The following is a 16,136-nucleotide window of genomic DNA, read 5'->3' on the forward strand; positions in this document are numbered from 1 at the left end:
GGGGGGGGAAGAGACGAATGCGCGCTTGCCCTCCCCAAAGGGGAGGGTCGGAAACGGCAAAAGGGAACGGTTCCGTTGGGGGGTAGGAACTTCACGGTTCCGGCCACCCCGGCGGCTTTCTGCGGGGCTCCAGGGTCTCCCGGGTCCAGGAATGCCTCAGGGCCCACAGCGTGTCGCTGTGGGCCCTCCGGCGAGTTCGCGGCCCCCCAGGGGCGCGAGGAAATGAGCCACAGACGGCCCGCGGGCCGCACGGCCCGCAGTCCCCGCTCTCCGGCGGAGCTATTCGCGGCGCAGCGAGGGCTTCAGGTCCTTGAGGCGGCCGAGCAGCCCGTTCACGAACGAGGGTGACTCGTCCGTGGAGAACTCCTTCGCCAGCTGCACCATCTCGTCGAGCACGACGGCGTCCGGGGTCTCGTCCACCCAGATCAGCTCGTAGGCGCCCAGACGCAGGATGTTGCGGTCGACGACCGGCATCCGGTCGAGCGTCCAGCCGACCGAGTACTGCGCGATCAGCTCGTCGATGCGCGTCGCGTGCTGCGCGTAGCCCTCGACCAGCTGCATCGTGTACTCGCTCACCGGCGGCTGCCGGGTGTCGGTCCGGGAGAGCCGGATCCAGTCCGCGAGGACCGTCAGGACATCGGCGCCGCGCTGGTCGCCCTCGAAGAGGATCTGGAAGGCACGCTTGCGGGCCGTGTTGCGGGCAGCCACGGTTAGCTGTTCACCCGGCCGAGGTAGTCGCTCGTGCGGGTGTCGACCTTGATCTTCTCACCGGTGGTGATGAAGAGCGGGACCTGGATCTGGTGGCCGGTCTCCAGGGTGGCGGGCTTGGTGCCGCCCGTGGAGCGGTCGCCCTGGACGCCCGGCTCGGTCTCCTGGACGACCAGCTCGACGGCGGCCGGCAGCTCGACGAAGAGCACCTCGCCCTCGTGCTGCGCGACGGTGGCCGTGAAGCCCTCGATGAGGAAGTTGGCGGCGTCGCCGACGGCCTTGCGGTCGACCATCAGCTGGTCGTACGTCTCCATGTCCATGAAGACGAAGTACTCGCCGTCCATGTACGAGAACTGCATGTCGCGCTTGTCGACAGTGGCCGTCTCGACCTTGACGCCGGCGTTGAACGTCTTGTCGACGACCTTGCCGGAGAGCACGTTCTTGAGCTTGGTGCGCACGAAGGCCGGGCCCTTACCGGGCTTGACGTGCTGGAACTCGACGACGGACCACAGCTGGCCGCCATCGAGCTTGAGCACCATGCCGTTCTTGAGGTCGTTCGTGGAAGCCACGGTTGCGGAATCTCCTGGACTGACGTGGACGACCCCGGCGCCCGCACCTGCCTACAGGGCGAGCAGCTCCTTGGTCGTGATGGTGAGTAGCTCTGGTCCGCCGTCCGCCTCGGGGCGGACGACGAGCGTGTCATCGATCCGGACACCGCCCCGGCCCGGGATGTGGACCCCCGGTTCGACGGTGACCGGCACGCAAGCGTCCAGTTTACCCATGGCCGAAGGGGCCAGTTGCGGGTCCTCGTCGATTTCGAGTCCGACGCCGTGCCCCGTCAGGGCCGGGAGGCCCTCGGTGTGGCCCGCCGAATCCAGCACCTGACGTGCGGCGCGGTCCACGTCGCGGTAGGCGGCACCGGGGGCCAGTGACTCCCGTCCTGCGCGCTGGGCGGCGAAGACGAGGTCGTACAGCTCGATCTGCCAGTCCGCCGGCGACGTACCGATGACGAAGGTACGGCCGATCTCGCAGCGGTAGCCGCGGTAGGTCGCGCCGAGGCAGACGGAGAGGAAGTCACCTTCCTCGACGCGCCGGTCGGTGGGGCGGTGGCCGCGTCTTCCGGCGTTCGGGCCGGTGGCGACGGAGGTGGCGAACGCGGGGCCGTCGGCGCCGTGGTCCACGAGCCGCCGCTCCAGTTCGAGGGCGAGGTGCCGCTCGGTACGGCCGACGAGGATGGACTCGAGCAGCTCCCCCAGCGCCTGATCGGCGATCTCGGCGCCGATGCGCAGGCAGGAGATCTCCTCTTCGTCCTTGACGACCCTGAGCTGCTCGGCCGCGCCGCCCAGGTCGGCCAGGCGCAGCCGGGGCACCACCGAGCGGATGGCGCGGTGCCGGGCCACCGTGAGGTGGTGCTCCTCGACGGCGAGGGAATCGGCGCGTTGGTCTTCGGCGAGATCGGCGGCGGCGACGGCGGGGTCACCGCCGGGTGAGGGCAGCACATGGGCGCGCAGCGTCTCGTCGAGGCGCCCCTGGCTCGGGCGGTCGTCGGGCGGGCTGGTGCACACCAGCAGGTCCTCGCGTTTGCCGAGCAGCAGGACGGCGCCGTGCGGGGCCGCTCCCGCGAGATAGCGCACATTGGCGGGGCGGGTCACCAGCGCGGCGGCGCTACCGCTTGCGTTGCAGCGTTCCCTCAGCCGGGTTCGGCGGGTCGTGTACACCTCTGACATGAGATGAGCGTAGGAGCTCCGCGGGGTTGGCGCGTTTTGAGCGAGGCCGACTGAGGGGCGCCCATCGGAGGACGGGGTACGGGGGGCGTGCCGGCTGCGGGCGGTGGGGGCTTGTCACGCCGTTCCCCGCGCCCCTTCAGGTCGGCGCGGTCCCCGTGCTACCAGTTCGGCGGGCTGGCTATCGAGCGTGCCAGGACGTCGTCCAGGACCTGGGCCGTCCGGGGGACGTCGAGCTGGGAGTTGTCGATGATCGGGAGGCCCGAGCCGTACCAGCCGGCCATGCGGCCGTGGATGCGGGCGACCTCCTCGTCGGTGAGGCGGCGGTTGCCGGAGCGTTCGGCGTTGCGCTCCAGGACGATCTCCAGGCCCGGCAGGAGGACGACCGGCAGCAGGCCGGGGCCCACGTGGCGTTTCCAGCCGCCCAGGCCGACGACCGGGCGGTCGGGGAAGACCGCGTCGTCGAGGATGCACGAGATGCCGTTGGCGAGGAAGTTGCGCGCGGCGAAGCCGCAGGTGCGGCGGGCGAGGCGGTACTGCGCCTCGGAGTTGTCGTTCCACCCGGACTGCGGGTCGGCGAAGCCCGAGCGGACCCATTCGCGTACGTCGTCGAGGCTTATGTGGGCGGTGGGGACCCGGCGGTGGTCCGCCCAGTACTTGGCGACGCTCGTCTTCCCCGCGCCCGCGGGGCCGATGAGCAGCACCGCGAGGGTCGTGCCGGCCGGATCGGGCGCGGCGGGCGGGGCACTGGGCATGGCGACGGGTCCGCCGGGCGGCAGCGGCACATGGCCCGTGGTGTCGGGAGCCGGCGGGGTCTGCGTGCGCGGCCCGGGCGGGGCCGGGGCGTGTTGCGGGGCGGGCGGGACCGGGCCGCCGGGCGCCTGGGTGAAGCCGTGTGCCGGCGGCGGTGGCACGGGGGCGGAAGCCCGGTGCGCACCCGGGGGATGCGGACCCGGGTGGTGTGCGGCCGGCGACCAGCCGGCGGCCGGTCCGTGCCCCGGCTGGTGGGGCGGCGGCAGCGGAGAGCCCACTGCGTCCTGCATCCGGTGCCACTCCGTCTCGTGTCTTTTGGCTCTTTCGCCTCCGGGGCGCCCCGTCGGCTCAATCGCCGCAGGCCATCGGCGTGGCAGCGGGGCGAACCCCGCTGCCTGTCGAACGGTACCGTCCCCGGCCGCCGTTTGGTGTAACGGCCGGGGGCGACCCGAAGTGCCCGTGCCCGTGAGCGAGGTCGGACGGAAGGCTGTCCGGCGGACTACTCGCCCACTTCGCCGTACGCGGCGAGCAGTACGGCGGGGTCGGGTCCCTCCAGGACGGTGGGCTTGGCCAGCCCGTCCAGGACCACGAAGCGGAGCAGGTCGCCGCGGGACTTCTTGTCGACCTTCATGTTCTCCAGCAGCTTGGGCCACTGGTCGTGGCGGTAGTGCAGCGGCAGCCCCACCGACTCCAGGATCGTGCGGTGGCGGTCGGCCGTGGCGTCGTCCAACCGGCCTGCGAGACGGCCCAGTTCGGCGGCGAAGTGCATGCCGACCGAGACCGCCGCGCCGTGGCGCCACTTGTAACGCTCGTTCTTCTCGATGGCGTGGCCGAGGGTGTGGCCGTAGTTGAGGATCTCCCGCAGGCCCGCCTCCTTCAGGTCGGACGAGACGACCTCGGCCTTGACCCGGATGGAACGCTCGATGAGCTCGGCGGTGTGCGGACCCGCGGGGGTGCGGGCGGCCTCGGGGTCGGACTCGATGAGCTCCAGGATCGCCGGGTCGGCGATGAAACCGGCCTTGATGATCTCGGCGAGTCCGGAGACGTAGTCGTTGACCGGGAGGGAGTCCAGCGCGGCCAGGTCGCACAGCACGCCGGCCGGTGGGTGGAAGGCTCCCACCAGGTTCTTGCCTTCGGCGGTGTTGATGCCGGTCTTGCCGCCGACGGCAGCGTCCACCATGGCGAGGACCGTGGTCGGGACGGCGATCCAGCGCACGCCGCGCAGCCAGGTCGCGGCCACGAAGCCGGCGAGGTCGGTGGTCGCGCCGCCGCCGACACCGACGATGACGTCACTGCGGGTGAATCCGGACTGGCCGAGTGCCTTCCAGCAGTAGGCGGCGACCTCGGCGGTCTTGGCCTCCTCGGCGTTCGGCACCTGGATGGCGACCGCCTCGTAGCCCTGCCCGGCGAGATCGGCGCGCAGCGCCTCACCGGTCTCGGCGAGTGCCTCGGGGTGGACGACGGCGACCCGCTTGGCCTTGTCGCCGATCAACCCGGCGAGTTCACCGAGGAGCTGACGGCCCACCAGGACCTCGTAGGGCTCACTGCCCGCCGTGCCGCCGACCTGGATGCGGGTGACTGCCTCGCTCATGCTTCTTTCAACTCCAGTGCGTCCAGAACTGCTTGGGCGACCTCTTCGGGGGTGCGGCCGTCCGTGGGCACGACGGCGCTCGCGACCTCCGTGTACAAGTGGCGCCGCGCCTCCATCAGTTCGCGCCACTGCTTGCGCGGGTTGACCGCGAGCAGCGGACGGGCGGCGTTCAGGCCGGTGCGCTTGACGGCCTCCTCGACGTCCATCGAGAGGTAGACGACATGCTGCCCGTCGAGCAGCGCGCGCGTGTCCGCGTCCAGGATCGCGCCGCCGCCCAGCGCCAGCACGCCGTCGTGCTCCGCCAGCGCCCGGCGCACGGCCCGCTTCTCGATCGTCCGGAAGGCCGCCTCGCCCTCGTCCACGAAGATCTCGGCGATGGAGCGGCCCTGCTCGGCGACGATGTCGTCGTCGGTGTCCCGGTAGCCGGCCCCCAGGCGCTCGGCGACCAGCCCGCCGACGGTCGACTTGCCGACCCCCATCGGGCCGACCAGGACGACCACAGGCGCTGCGTTCACCGGATGGCCAGATTGTCGAGGTACGACCGGACGTTGCGGCGGGTCTCGTTCACCGAGTCCCCGCCGAACTTCTCCGCGACCGCGTCCGCGAGGACGAGCGCGACCATCGCCTCGGCGACGATGCCGGCCGCCGGGACCGCGCACACATCGGAGCGCTGGTGGTGCGCCGCCGCCTGCTCGCCGGTGGACACGTCCACCGTCTTCAGGGCCCGCGGCACGGTGGCGATCGGCTTCATCGCGGCGCGCACCCGCAGCAGTTCACCGGTGGACAGTCCGCCCTCGGTGCCGCCGGAGCGGCCCGACGTCCGCTTGATGCCCTCGTCGGTGGCGACGATCTCGTCGTGCGCCTTCGAGCCCGGCACCCGCGCCAGGTCGAAGCCGTCGCCGAGCTCGACGCCCTTGATCGCCTGGATGCCCATCAGCGCGCCCGCCAGCCGGGCGTCCAGCTTGCGGTCCCAGTGGACGTGCGAGCCCAGGCCCACGGGCACGCCGTACGCCAGCACCTCGACCACACCGCCGAGCGTGTCACCGTCCTTGTGGGCCTGGTCGATCTCCGCGACCATCGCCTTCGACGCGTCCGCGTCCAGGCAGCGCACCGGGTCCGCGTCCAGCTTCTCGACGTCGGCCGGCGTCGGGTAGATGCCGTAGGGCGCCTTGGCGGCAGCCAGTTCGACGACATGGGAGACGATCTCGATGCCGGCCGTCTCCTTCAGGTACGAGCGGGCCACCGCGCCGAGCGCCACCCGGGCCGCCGTCTCACGTGCCGACGCGCGCTCCAGAATCGGCCGGGCCTCGTCGAACCCGTACTTCTGCATGCCCGCCAGGTCCGCGTGGCCGGGCCGCGGCCGGGTCAGCGGGGCGTTGCGCGCGAGGCCCGCCAGGATCTCCGGGGCGATGGGGTCGGCCGCCATGACCTGCTCCCACTTGGGCCACTCGGTGTTGCCCACCATGACCGCGACCGGCGAGCCGATGGTGAGGCCGTGCCGGACGCCGCCGAGGAAGGTGACCTCGTCCCGCTCGAACTTCATCCGCGCACCGCGCCCATAGCCCAGCCGCCGCCTCGCCAGGTGGTCCGCCACCATCTCCGTGGTGATCGGCACGCCGGCGGGAAGGCCCTCCAGCGTCGCCACGAGTGCGGGACCGTGGGACTCCCCCGCGGTCAGCCAGCGCAACCTGCTCAACGGTGCTCCTCAGTGCTCGCGCCCTGGTACTGCCCTGCGTACGCGCGTCCTCGCGTACCGGCGACGGCGTGGCCGGGTGCGCGGCCCCGGCCCGCCATCCCTGATCCTCCCACGTCGCACCCCCATAGCCGACCGCCGTCCCAGCAAGCGGACCACAACTCTATCTCGAAAACCTCAAACGGGACATCCAGAAGGAAAACGTCAATCGTGCAACCTATTCGTTCGGTTGACTTTACTGATCGTTCACTACTAACGTACTCGAACACGATAATACAGGAGGTAGTTCGTGCGTTCAATTAGCAGGCTTTTCCTTTCTCTCATGACAGCCATAGCGGCGATGATGGTATTCACCAGCCCCGCACACGCCATCGACGAGATGCGGTGTTCCGGCACTCAGCACCGCGAGTTCAGTACACCCGGGGAGGATGTCGACGTGTATATAAATGTATGCGTGTGGCGAACCGGATCGCGGTACGACGCAAGCGTGAGCGGGGAGTGGTTTGACGCTGGCGGTATTCGTAAATTCGACGCGTTTCGCATAGAAACAAGGCTCGAAAAAAATGACAACGCGATCACTTACAACGACTGTAATTTCCTCAGCGCCATCAACAGTGACAGCGAAAGCGGTTTCGAGTGTGGTACGACTTCGGCCACTGGCAGCGGAAGCGGTTGGACCGGGGACGGAACCGTCCTTTACAACATCGATTTGGACGGTGAAGGGGAAAAATTCTGGAACCTGACCGGGTCGCCCCAGATCTGAACCTCAAGGGGTAAGCTCCGAAACTCAGTGGCGCTCACCGCTATCGCAATGAGCGCCACTCAGGCTTTCTGAGACGCGAGGGATCGCTCACCGACCTCGCGGATCAGCTCCACAGAAACCGAATGCCCAGTCATCATTTCTACTTGCAGCACCGCCTGGTGCACCAGCAGGTCGAGGCCGCCGACCACGGCCCCGCCGTACGCCGACCAGCGGGCCGCGAGCTCGGTCGGCCACGGGTCGTACAGCACGTCGAAGAGGGTGGCGGGCCGCTCGGGCACGGCGGAGCCGAGCGCGTCGGTCGCACCGGCCGGGGTGGTGGCGACGACAAGCGGGAAGCGCAGCGCCTCGGCCGCGTCCACCCAGTCCGCCGTACGGACCTCCACGTCGAGCCGCTCGCCCCACTGCCGCATCTCGGCGGCGCGGGCCTCGCTGCGCACATAGGCGACGACCTCCCCGGTGCAGATCCGGGCCAGCGCGGCCAGTGCGGAGGAGGCGGTGGCGCCGGCGCCGAGGATCGCCGCGGTGTCGACCTGCTCGATGCCGCGCTCGCGCAGCGCGGCGACCATGCCGGGGATGTCGGTGTTGTCGCCCACGCGGCGGCCGTCCTCGGTGAACACGACCGTGTTCACCGCCTCGACCGAGGCCGCCGTCCCGGTGATCTCGTCGAGCAGGGGGATGACGGCCCGTTTGAGCGGCATGGTCAGCGACAGCCCCGCCCACTCGGGCCCCAGCTGCGCGAAGAACCCGGGCAGAGCCGCCTCATCGATGTCGAACCGGTCGTACGACCAGTCCGTGAGCCTCAGTTCCTCGTAGGCGGCGCGGTGCAGCACCGGCGAGAGGGAGTGCGCGATGGGCGAACCGAGCACGGCCGCCCGGCGGGCTTCAGTTGCCCGTGCCCGTGCTGTCATTGAACTTTTCCCTGAGCCTCTTGAATTCGACGTATGTCTTGGCGAATTCTGTCTTGTTCACACCGTCAGTCGCCACGAAGTAGAGCCAGCCGTCGTCGGTCGGATCCAGTGCCGCCTTCAGTGCCGTGTCACCGGGATTGCCGATCGGTCCTGGCGGCAGACCCTTCTGCGTGTAGGTGTTGTACGGGTCCGTGTTGCTGTTGATCTCGGACTCGCCGATGTGGATGTTACTCTCGTTCTTCAGGTAGTTGAAGGTCGAGTCGAACTGGAGCAGCTGGTTGGTCTGAGTGTTCGTGGGCTTGAGGCGGTTGTAGACCACCTCGGCCATCTTCCGGAAGTCGTCGTCCGTCTTGCCTTCGGCCTGGACGAGGCTGGCGACCGTGACGACCTGCAGCGGGCTGTCTAGATTGAGGGCCTTGGCCTTCGCCGACAGCTCGTACTCGGCGTACTGCTTGGCGGCCCGGGTCACCATTCCCTTGAGGACCTTCTCAGGCTTCATGCCCTTGGCGGCCGCATAGGTGCCGGGGAAAAGGAAGCCCTCCAGCGGGTCCTTGATCTCCCTGTCGTCGTTCGCCCACGACGGAAGTCCGAGACTCTTGAATTCCTTCTCGGCAATTTTCCTGGTGCTGCCGGACGACAGATCGAGCTTCTCGTCGATGGCCTGGTAGACCTGAATATTGCGCTGCCCGGGAGTGACCAGCACATTGTTCTGGCTCTTGGGGTCGAGCATCAATTCGACGGCACTCGCGGCAGACATCTGTTTCTTCATCAGATAGGCGCCAGCCTGGATACTGTTCCCCTTGGGATTGCTCTGCTGAGCAGCCACGAAAGCGTCGACGCTCTTGACCACTCCCGCCTCCTTGAGCTTCTGGCCGATGACCGACCCCAGTGCTCCCTTGGGGATGACTACGGTCACGGTCTCGCTCGTACCGTCCCCGGCGTAGTCGGGCGCCTCGGAGAAACGTTCCTGGTAGAACTGGTAGGCGAAGTATCCGACCCCGGCGACACCGCCGGCGAGGATCACCGTGAGCACCAGACAGGCGCATCCGCTGCGTCGTTTCTTCGGCTTCCTGCCACCGCGGCCCTTGCGGTTGGCGCGGTTGCCGCGCGGGTGGTCGGAGTCGTCGTCCTTGTCGTCACCACCGGCGAAGAAGGCGTGTTCGCCCTGGTCGGGCCCGGGATCCCAGTCGGTCTCCGGCTCCGGTTCGGCGCGCCTGCGACCGGGCGGCTCCGGCGGCGGGTACGCGTCCGGGGTGCCGTAGTGGTCGGGCTGCTGTCCCTCGTAGGCGGCGGACTGCTGCCCGTACGGGTCGGTGTACTGGATCTGCGTGTGCGTGCCCGTGGCCCAGCCGCCGTTGTCGTACGACTGCTGCCCCTGACCTGCGTAGAAGTGCTGCTGCTGACCGTACTGGTTCGGGTACTGCTGCTGCGGGTGACCGTATGCGGCCTGCTGGTCGCCGTCGGCCCAGCCGCCGTACTGCTGCTGCTGCTCCGGATAGTGCTGCTGCTGGCCGTCGTAGGCGGACGGCTGACCCATGTGGGCCTGCTGGCCGTCCCATCCGCCGTCCCCGTACAACGGGTCCTCCGGATGCCACGGTTCGGAGCCTTGGCCCCGGCCATACTCAGTCATCGATCCCCTAGAGCCGCGAGGCGGCGGTTGCGCGGCTTGTAAGCCCGGCTCCCGTTCCGCTTCTACGTTGTGCGGCGGCTGTTCGAACACCGCCGCATCGCGCGGAACGTTACCGTATCGCGATCAGATGACCATCTCGACGCCCTCGCCGGGTGCTTTGCCTGACACCCGTTCGGATTCGAGCGCCTGCTGCAGGATGATCACAGCGGCTGCCTGGTCGATGACCGACCTGCCTTTCTTGGACTTCACGCCCGAGGCACGCAGTCCCTGACCGGCCGTCACCGTGGTCATCCGCTCGTCCACGAGCCTGACCGGGACGGGCGCGATGCCCTTCGCGAGCTCCTGCGCGAAGCCGCGAACCTTTACCGCGGCCGGGCCCTCGCCCCCCTTGAGGGAACGAGGGAGACCCACGACGACCTCGATCGGCTCGTACTCCTCGACGATCTGCCTGAGCCGACGGTGCGCGGCCGGAACGTCCCGGCCCGGCACCGTCTCCACCGGGGTGGCGAGGATCCCGTCGGGGTCGCACGAGGCGACCCCGATGCGGGCGTCCCCGACGTCGATCGCGAGCCGGCGTCCTCTGCGCATCGCCGCTGCCCTACTTCGCCGTCTCGGCCACGAGCCGCTCGACGGCCTCGACGGCCTCGCCGACCGCGGCCGGGTTCTGGCCGCCGCCCTGGGCGACGTCCGGCTTGCCGCCACCGCCGCCGCCGAGGGTCTTGGCGGCCGTGCGGACCAGGTCGCCGGCCTTGAGGCCGCGCTCGCGGGCGGCCTCGTTGGTGGCGATGACCGTCAGCGGCTTGCCGTTGCTGACCGTGAACACGGCGACCACGGCGGCCCGTCCGCCCTGAATACGGCCGCGCACGTCGAGGACCAGCTTGCGCAGGTCGTCGGGGGTCGTGCCGTCCGGGACCCGGCCGGTGACCACGGCGACACCGCGTACGTCCTTGGCGGACTCGGCGAGACCGGCGGCGGCCTGCAGCACCTTCTCGGCGCGGAACTTCTCGATCTCCTTCTCGGCGTCCTTCAGCTTGCCGAGCATGGCGGAGACCTTCTCCGGGAGCTCCTCCGGACGCCCCTTGATCAGCTCCTGGAGCTGGGCGACGACCGTGTGCTCACGGGCCAGGAAGTTGTAGGCGTCCACGCCGACGAGGGCCTCGATGCGGCGCACACCGGAACCGATGGACGACTCACCGAGCAGCTTCACCAGGCCCAGCTGGGCGGTGTTGTGCACGTGCGTGCCGCCGCACAGCTCCTTGGAGAAGTCGCCGATGGTGACCACACGGACACGCTCGCCGTACTTCTCGCCGAACTCGGCGATGGCGCCCTGCTTCTTGGCCTCGTCGATGCCCATGATGTCGGCGCGCACGTCGAGGTCCCGGGCGAGGACCTCGTTGATCTTCTGCTCGACGTCGGTCATCACGGCCGTCGGAACGGCGGACGGCGAACCGAAGTCGAAACGGAAGCGGCCGGGCTGGTTCTCGGAACCGGCCTGGGCGGCCGTGGGGCCGAGGGCGTCGCGCAGCGCCTGGTGGGTGAGGTGCGTGGCCGAGTGGGCGCGGGCGATGGCCGTGCGGCGGCGGCCGTCGATCGAGGCGTGGGCCTTGGCGCCGAGCGTCACCTCACCGACCTGGACGACTCCCTTGTGGACGTAGACGCCGGGGACCGGCTTCTGGGTGTCGCGGATCTCGATGACGGCACCGGAGTCGGCCCTGATGCGGCCGGTGTCACCGATCTGGCCGCCGCCCTCGGCGTAGAACGGGGTGCGGTCGAGGACGATCTCTACCTCGTCGCCCTCGGTGGCGGCCGGGGACGAGAGACCGTCGACGAGGATGCCGACGATCGTCGACTCGCCTTCGGTGTCCGCGTAGCCGATGAACTCCGTCTCGCCGGCGGAGTCGGCGATCTCGCGGTAGGCGCCGGCGCCGGCGTGGCCGGTCTTCTTGGCCCGGGCGTCGGCCTTGGCCCGCTCCCGCTGCTCCTTCATCAGACGGCGGAAGCCGTCCTCGTCCACGGAGAGGCCCTGCTCGGCGGCCATCTCGAGGGTGAGGTCGATCGGGAAGCCCCAGGTGTCGTGGAGCAGGAAGGCCTTGTCACCGGCGAGGACCGTGCCACCGGCCGACTTGGTCTCGGTGACGGCGGTGTCGAGGATGTTGGTGCCGGCCCTCAGCGTCTTGAGGAAGGCGTTCTCCTCGGCGAGGGCGACCTTCTCGATGCGCTCGCGGTCGGTGACGAGCTCGGGGTACTGCTGGCCCATCATCTCGATGACCGTGTCGATCAGGTCCTTGACGACCGGCCCGGTGGCGCCGAGCAGGCGCATGTTGCGGATGGCGCGGCGCATGATGCGGCGCAGGACGTAGCCGCGGCCCTCGTTGCCGGGGGTCACGCCGTCGCCGATGAGCATCACCGAGGTACGCATGTGGTCGGTGACCACGCGCAGGGACACGTCCGAGTCGTGGGCGTCGCCGTACTCGACGCCGGTCAGCTCCGTGGCCTTCTTGATGACGGCCATGGAGGTGTCGATCTCGTACATGTTCTGCACACCCTGCAGAATCATGGCGAGCCGCTCCATGCCGAGGCCGGTGTCGATGTTCTTGCTCGGCAGCTCGCCGAGGATCTCGAAGTCCTCCTTGCCGGTGCCCTCGCCGCGCTCGTACTGCATGAAGACGAGGTTCCAGATCTCCACGTACCGCTCGTCGTTGACGGCGGGGCCGCCCTCGGCGCCGAACTCGGGGCCGCGGTCGTAGTTGATCTCGGAGCACGGGCCGCAGGGGCCCGGGACCCCCATGGACCAGTAGTTGTCCTTCTTGCCCAGGCGCTGGATGCGCTCGGCAGGCACGCCGACGACGTCGCGCCAGATGCGCTCGGCCTCGTCGTCCTCCAGATAGACGGTGATCCAGAGCTTCTCCGGCTCCAGGCCGTAACCACCCTTGTCCTGGGGCGTGGTGAGCAGCTCCCAGGCGTACTTGATGGCGCCTTCCTTGAAGTAGTCGCCGAAGGAGAAGTTGCCGCACATCTGGAAGAACGTGCCGTGCCGCGTGGTCTTGCCGACCTCTTCGATGTCGGGCGTGCGCACGCACTTCTGCACGCTCGTGGCGCGCGAGAACGGCGGCTTGACCTCGCCGAGGAAGTAGGGCTTGAACGGCACCATGCCGGCCGGAACGAGCAGCAGAGTCGGGTCGTCCGCGATGAGCGACGCCGAAGGGACGACGGTGTGACCGCGCTCCTCGAAGAAGCTCAACCAGCGGCGGCGAATCTCAGCCGACTCCATCAGTGGTCCTCATTCCGGTTGTACGAGTACGTCGTCCTGTCGCTGCCGACGGACTTCGGGTTGTTGCGGTCCTCGATGGCGGCGTGCCGCCGGGGTGCGGGGAGTTCGGGGTCGACGGGTGCGCTGATCCCCAGCGCGTCGCCGAGTTCGGCCTCCCGCTGTGCCATGCCCGCCCGGACGTCGAGGGCGAAGCCCACCGCGCTGTCCTTGATCCGGTGGCCCGCCTCGATCGCCTTGTTCGCCGCCTGCGCGGCGAGGTTCTCGGGGGTGAGCTGCTTCAGCTTCCGGTTGACCTTGGTGGTGGCCCACACACCGGCGGCGACGCCCGTGGTGAACCAGAACGTACGGCGGAACATCGCTCGGTCAGTCCCTCTTTCCCGGGTTTCCCCGGTTGTTCCGCTTCTCCCGCCGCTGGGCAGGGACGGTGCGGCCCACGATCACGGTACGCCGGGGTGCCTTGGCGGGCGCGTCCTCCCGGCGGCCGCCGAGGGCACGGCGCACGCCGTAGCCGAAGGCGGCGACCTTGACCAGGGGGCCGCCGAAGGTGGACGCGACGGTGGTGGAGAGCGCGGATGCGTTCGACGTGACTTCCTGGACGTCCGACGCGATGGCGTCGACCCGGTCGATCTGGGTCTGTGCGGAGCGGACCGCCGCCGAGGCGTCGGCCAGCAGCGGGACGGCCTGGTCGGTCACGTCCGCGACGAGCTTGGTGGTCGCCTTGAGCGTCTGGGCCAGCCTCGCCAGGGCGACGGCGAGGAAGGAGACCAGGATCGCCCAGAACACGGCCACCAGGATCCCGGCCACCTCTCCACCGGACACTGTGTGCACCCGCTCCCTGAAACGTCCTTCAACATCGAAAAAGTCGTGGCACGAGCCTATCGCGCCGGGGGTGCCGCTCCGCACCGGTATTACCGCCCGGAGCGGCTGTACGGAGTGAGTACGGTTCAGTACGCTCCGTGTTCCATGCGAGCTCATCAGCCCGGCGAGGCCCCCGGCGGCGGCAATCTCCCCTTGGAGACCGACGCGTTCGTGGGTCGCTCGGCCGAACTCGCCTGCCTGCGGCAGGCGCTCGACGTTTCCCGGCTGGTGACCTTGACGGGCGCCGGGGGCGTCGGCAAGTCGCGGCTGGCGGCGCACGCGGCCGCGCGGTGCGCTCCGCGTGACGGGGCGTGGCGGGTGGAGCTCGCTGCCGGTGTGCGATCCGCAGTTGGTCGACCACGCCGTCGTGGAGGCCCTGGGGCTGACGGACCACACGACGCGGCCGCCGCGCGACAGCCTGCTCGCTCATCTCGCGGGGCGACGGCTCCTGCTGGTCCTGGACGGGTTCGAACATCTGGTGGACTCCTGCGCCGCGTTGGTGACCGACCTGCTGCGTCAGGTGTCCGGCCTCCAGGTGCTGGCTGTCGGGCGCAGGCCTCTCGCCCTGGCCGGGGAGCGGGTCTTCCCGCTCGCGCCCCTCGGCGAGGACGAGGCGGCACAGCTCTTCGTGGACCGGGCGGCACAGCAGGGGCCGCCAGTCGAGGACGGCCGGGAGGTACGGGAGTTGTGCCGGCGCCTGGACGGGATCCCCCTGGCGGTCGAACTGGCCGCGGGACGGCTGCGGGCCCTGTCTCCCGCACAGCTCCTCGATCGGCTCGACGACCGGTTCCGGCTGCTGACCGGCGGCGGGCGGGACGTCCTGCCGCGCCACCGGACGCTGCGCACGGCGATCGGCTGGAGCCACGAACTGTGCACGCCCGAGGAGCGGCTGCTGTGGTCGCGGCTGTCGGTGTTCACCGGGCGGTTCGAGCTGGAGGCCGCGGAGTACGTGTGCAGCGGCGGCGGCCTGGACTCGGACGACGTCCTCGACGTCCTCTCCGAGCTGCTCGCGCAGTCCGTGCTGGCCCGCGAGGAGACCGCGACGGGTGTGCGCTACCGCATGCTGGACACGATCCGGGCGTACGGAGCCGACTGGCTGGAGGCCACGGGGGACGCGGCCCGGCTGCGGCGTCGGCACCGCGACTGGTACGTGGGCCTGGCCACCTGGTGCGAGCTCGAGTGGTTCTCGCCGCGGCAGAAGGAGGTGGCCGCACGCGTCGAGGCCGAGCTGCCGAACCTGCGCCACGCCCTGGACCACTGCCTGACCGAGCCGGACGGGGCATCACTGGGCCAGTACCTCGCGGGGTCGCTGTGGTTCTACTGGGCCGGCTGCGGCCGGCTGTCGGAGGGGCGGCACTGGCTGGAGCAGGCCGTGCGGCTGGAACCGGAGAGGGCGGCCGGCGAGCAGCCCCGGCTGAAGGCCCTGTGGGTGCTCGGCCATGTGGCGATCCTGCAGGGCGACACCGTGCCCGCGCTGGCGGCGCTGCACAGGAGTGCCGGGAAGAGGCGGAACGGGTCGCGAACGCCACGGCGGTGGCATACGCCGAACACCGCGCCGGCTGCCTGGCCCTGGTCACGGACGACATGGCGCGCGCTGAGACGCTGCTGCGGTCGGCGCTGGAGCGCTACGAGGAGATCGGCGAGCTCAACAGCAACGTGCTGATGGCTCAGGTCGAGCTGGCGATGGCGCGGGCGTTCCAGGGCGATCTGCCGGACGCCGTGCGGCTCTGCGAGGACGTCCGCCGGGTGTGCGAGGACCACGGCGAGCGGTGGGCGCGCGGCTACGCGCTGTACGTCCTGGCCTACGCGGCCTGGAGCGAGGACGACCCGGCGCGCGCCCGCGAGCTGCTGACGGAGTGCCTGGGCGCCGCCCACGCCTTCCGCGACCTGCTCGGCTCGGTGCTGACGATCGAACTGCTCGCCCTGGTGACGGCGACCGAGGGCGACGCCGCGGAGGCCACGGTGCTGCAAGGCGCGGCGGCCGCGATGTGGCCCTCGGTGGGCCTGCCGCTGTTCGGGTCGGCGTACTTCAACGCCCCGCACGAGCGGTGCGAGACGACGGCCCGCGAGCGGCTGGGCGACGAGCGGTACGAGGAGTGCGTACGGCAGGTCGCACGGCTCGGCCGGGAGGCGGCGGTGTCCCGGGCGCTGGGGCGGGCACGCGAAAGCCCGCCGCCCCGCCCGCCCGGAAGGGCGGGGAGGCAGCGGGCTGATGCGCAGGTGGTGCTACGCCCCGG

The 16,136-nt window shown here is 70.0% G+C and carries 14 protein-coding genes and 1 pseudogene; 2 read left to right on the top strand and 13 right to left on the bottom strand.

Annotation, left to right across the window (positions count from 1 at the left end; all coding sequences use genetic code 11):
- Window positions 1–279 precede the first annotated feature (279 nt).
- From nusB to aroC, 7 genes are all read right to left on the bottom strand, one after another.
- Window positions 280–708, bottom strand: coding sequence for a transcription antitermination factor NusB (nusB, locus tag ACZ562_RS10150; RefSeq protein ID WP_471175885.1), 429 nt, complete (start codon window positions 706–708; stop codon window positions 280–282).
- A 2-nt stretch (window positions 709–710) separates the two neighbouring features.
- Window positions 711–1,277 carry an elongation factor P gene (gene efp / locus ACZ562_RS10155; protein ID WP_018549008.1) on the bottom strand — a complete coding sequence of 189 codons (567 nt, stop codon included), beginning with the start codon at window positions 1,275–1,277 and terminating at the stop codon, window positions 711–713.
- 51 nt (window positions 1,278–1,328) lie between these two features.
- A complete protein-coding gene (locus tag ACZ562_RS10160; RefSeq protein WP_471175890.1) occupies window positions 1,329–2,435 on the bottom strand; it encodes an aminopeptidase P family protein in 1,107 nt (368 codons plus the stop codon).
- A 158-nt stretch (window positions 2,436–2,593) separates the two neighbouring features.
- Complete coding sequence (locus tag ACZ562_RS10165) at window positions 2,594–3,475, bottom strand: Pro-rich N-terminal domain-containing protein (protein WP_471175893.1); 882 nt, start codon at window positions 3,473–3,475, stop codon at window positions 2,594–2,596.
- 209 nt (window positions 3,476–3,684) lie between these two features.
- Complete coding sequence (gene aroB, locus ACZ562_RS10170) at window positions 3,685–4,776, bottom strand: 3-dehydroquinate synthase (RefSeq protein WP_471175896.1); 1,092 nt, start codon at window positions 4,774–4,776, stop codon at window positions 3,685–3,687.
- Window positions 4,773–5,255, bottom strand: coding sequence for a shikimate kinase (locus ACZ562_RS10175; RefSeq protein ID WP_471176867.1), 483 nt, complete (start codon window positions 5,253–5,255; stop codon window positions 4,773–4,775). The genes aroB and ACZ562_RS10175 overlap by 4 nt, the downstream gene beginning before the upstream one ends.
- 32 nt (window positions 5,256–5,287) lie before the next feature.
- Window positions 5,288–6,472, bottom strand: coding sequence for a chorismate synthase (gene aroC, locus ACZ562_RS10180; protein ID WP_471175898.1), 1,185 nt, complete (start codon window positions 6,470–6,472; stop codon window positions 5,288–5,290).
- Window positions 6,473–6,791: 319 nt separating this feature from the next.
- Here aroC and ACZ562_RS10185 point away from each other — a divergent pair, with 319 nt between their 5' ends.
- Window positions 6,792–7,232 carry a hypothetical protein gene (locus ACZ562_RS10185; RefSeq protein WP_471175900.1) on the top strand — a complete coding sequence of 147 codons (441 nt, stop codon included), beginning with the start codon at window positions 6,792–6,794 and terminating at the stop codon, window positions 7,230–7,232.
- A 59-nt stretch (window positions 7,233–7,291) separates the two neighbouring features.
- Here the strand turns inward: ACZ562_RS10185 and ACZ562_RS10190 are convergent, their stop codons facing one another.
- The 6 genes from ACZ562_RS10190 to ACZ562_RS10215 all read right to left on the bottom strand — a co-directional run bounded on the left by ACZ562_RS10190 (window position 7,292) and on the right by ACZ562_RS10215 (window position 13,869).
- On the bottom strand, window positions 7,292–8,140 hold the full coding sequence (locus tag ACZ562_RS10190) for a shikimate dehydrogenase (protein ID WP_471175903.1): 849 nt from the start codon (window positions 8,138–8,140) through the stop codon (window positions 7,292–7,294).
- On the bottom strand, window positions 8,115–9,770 hold the full coding sequence (mltG, locus tag ACZ562_RS10195) for an endolytic transglycosylase MltG (protein WP_471175906.1): 1,656 nt from the start codon (window positions 9,768–9,770) through the stop codon (window positions 8,115–8,117). Before mltG ends, ACZ562_RS10190 begins: the two co-directional genes overlap by 26 nt.
- Before the next feature lie 123 nt (window positions 9,771–9,893).
- The gene (gene ruvX, locus ACZ562_RS10200) at window positions 9,894–10,358 is read right to left on the bottom strand and encodes a Holliday junction resolvase RuvX (protein WP_471175909.1); all 465 of its coding nucleotides are present in this window, start codon (window positions 10,356–10,358) and stop codon (window positions 9,894–9,896) included.
- Window positions 10,359–10,368: 10 nt separating this feature from the next.
- Window positions 10,369–13,041: an alanine--tRNA ligase gene (gene alaS, locus ACZ562_RS10205; protein ID WP_471175912.1), complete on the bottom strand. Its 2,673-nt coding sequence runs from the start codon at window positions 13,039–13,041 to the stop codon at window positions 10,369–10,371.
- Window positions 13,041–13,397: a hypothetical protein gene (locus ACZ562_RS10210; protein ID WP_471175915.1), complete on the bottom strand. Its 357-nt coding sequence runs from the start codon at window positions 13,395–13,397 to the stop codon at window positions 13,041–13,043. Before ACZ562_RS10210 ends, alaS begins: the two co-directional genes overlap by 1 nt.
- A gap of 7 nt (window positions 13,398–13,404) precedes the next feature.
- Window positions 13,405–13,869 carry a DUF948 domain-containing protein gene (locus ACZ562_RS10215; protein ID WP_471175917.1) on the bottom strand — a complete coding sequence of 155 codons (465 nt, stop codon included), beginning with the start codon at window positions 13,867–13,869 and terminating at the stop codon, window positions 13,405–13,407.
- Window positions 13,870–14,004: 135 nt separating this feature from the next.
- On the opposite strand from ACZ562_RS10215, the pseudogene ACZ562_RS10220 reads away from it, so the two are divergent.
- Window positions 14,005–16,112: pseudogene (locus tag ACZ562_RS10220) on the top strand (ATP-binding protein).
- Window positions 16,113–16,136: the final 24 nt, after the last annotated feature.

Source organism: Streptomyces sp. NPDC040410, assembly GCF_055595715.1.

What these genes read in the sequence shown, in the direction of transcription:
- ACZ562_RS10160 (WP_471175890.1), bottom strand. Translation starts at nt 2,435, where the DNA reads ATGTCAGAGGTGTACACGACCCGCCGAACCCGGCTGAGGGAACGCTGC.
- ACZ562_RS10165 (WP_471175893.1), bottom strand. Translation starts at nt 3,475, where the DNA reads ATGCAGGACGCAGTGGGCTCTCCGCTGCCGCCGCCCCACCAGCCGGGG.
- aroB (WP_471175896.1), bottom strand. Translation starts at nt 4,776, where the DNA reads ATGAGCGAGGCAGTCACCCGCATCCAGGTCGGCGGCACGGCGGGCAGT.
- ACZ562_RS10175 (WP_471176867.1), bottom strand. Translation starts at nt 5,255, where the DNA reads ATGGGGGTCGGCAAGTCGACCGTCGGCGGGCTGGTCGCCGAGCGCCTG.
- ACZ562_RS10185 (WP_471175900.1), top strand. Translation starts at nt 6,792, where the DNA reads ATGACAGCCATAGCGGCGATGATGGTATTCACCAGCCCCGCACACGCC.
- ACZ562_RS10190 (WP_471175903.1), bottom strand. Translation starts at nt 8,140, where the DNA reads ATGACAGCACGGGCACGGGCAACTGAAGCCCGCCGGGCGGCCGTGCTC.
- mltG (WP_471175906.1), bottom strand. Translation starts at nt 9,770, where the DNA reads ATGACTGAGTATGGCCGGGGCCAAGGCTCCGAACCGTGGCATCCGGAG.
- ruvX (WP_471175909.1), bottom strand. Translation starts at nt 10,358, where the DNA reads ATGCGCAGAGGACGCCGGCTCGCGATCGACGTCGGGGACGCCCGCATC.
- alaS (WP_471175912.1), bottom strand. Translation starts at nt 13,041, where the DNA reads ATGGAGTCGGCTGAGATTCGCCGCCGCTGGTTGAGCTTCTTCGAGGAG.
- ACZ562_RS10210 (WP_471175915.1), bottom strand. Translation starts at nt 13,397, where the DNA reads ATGTTCCGCCGTACGTTCTGGTTCACCACGGGCGTCGCCGCCGGTGTG.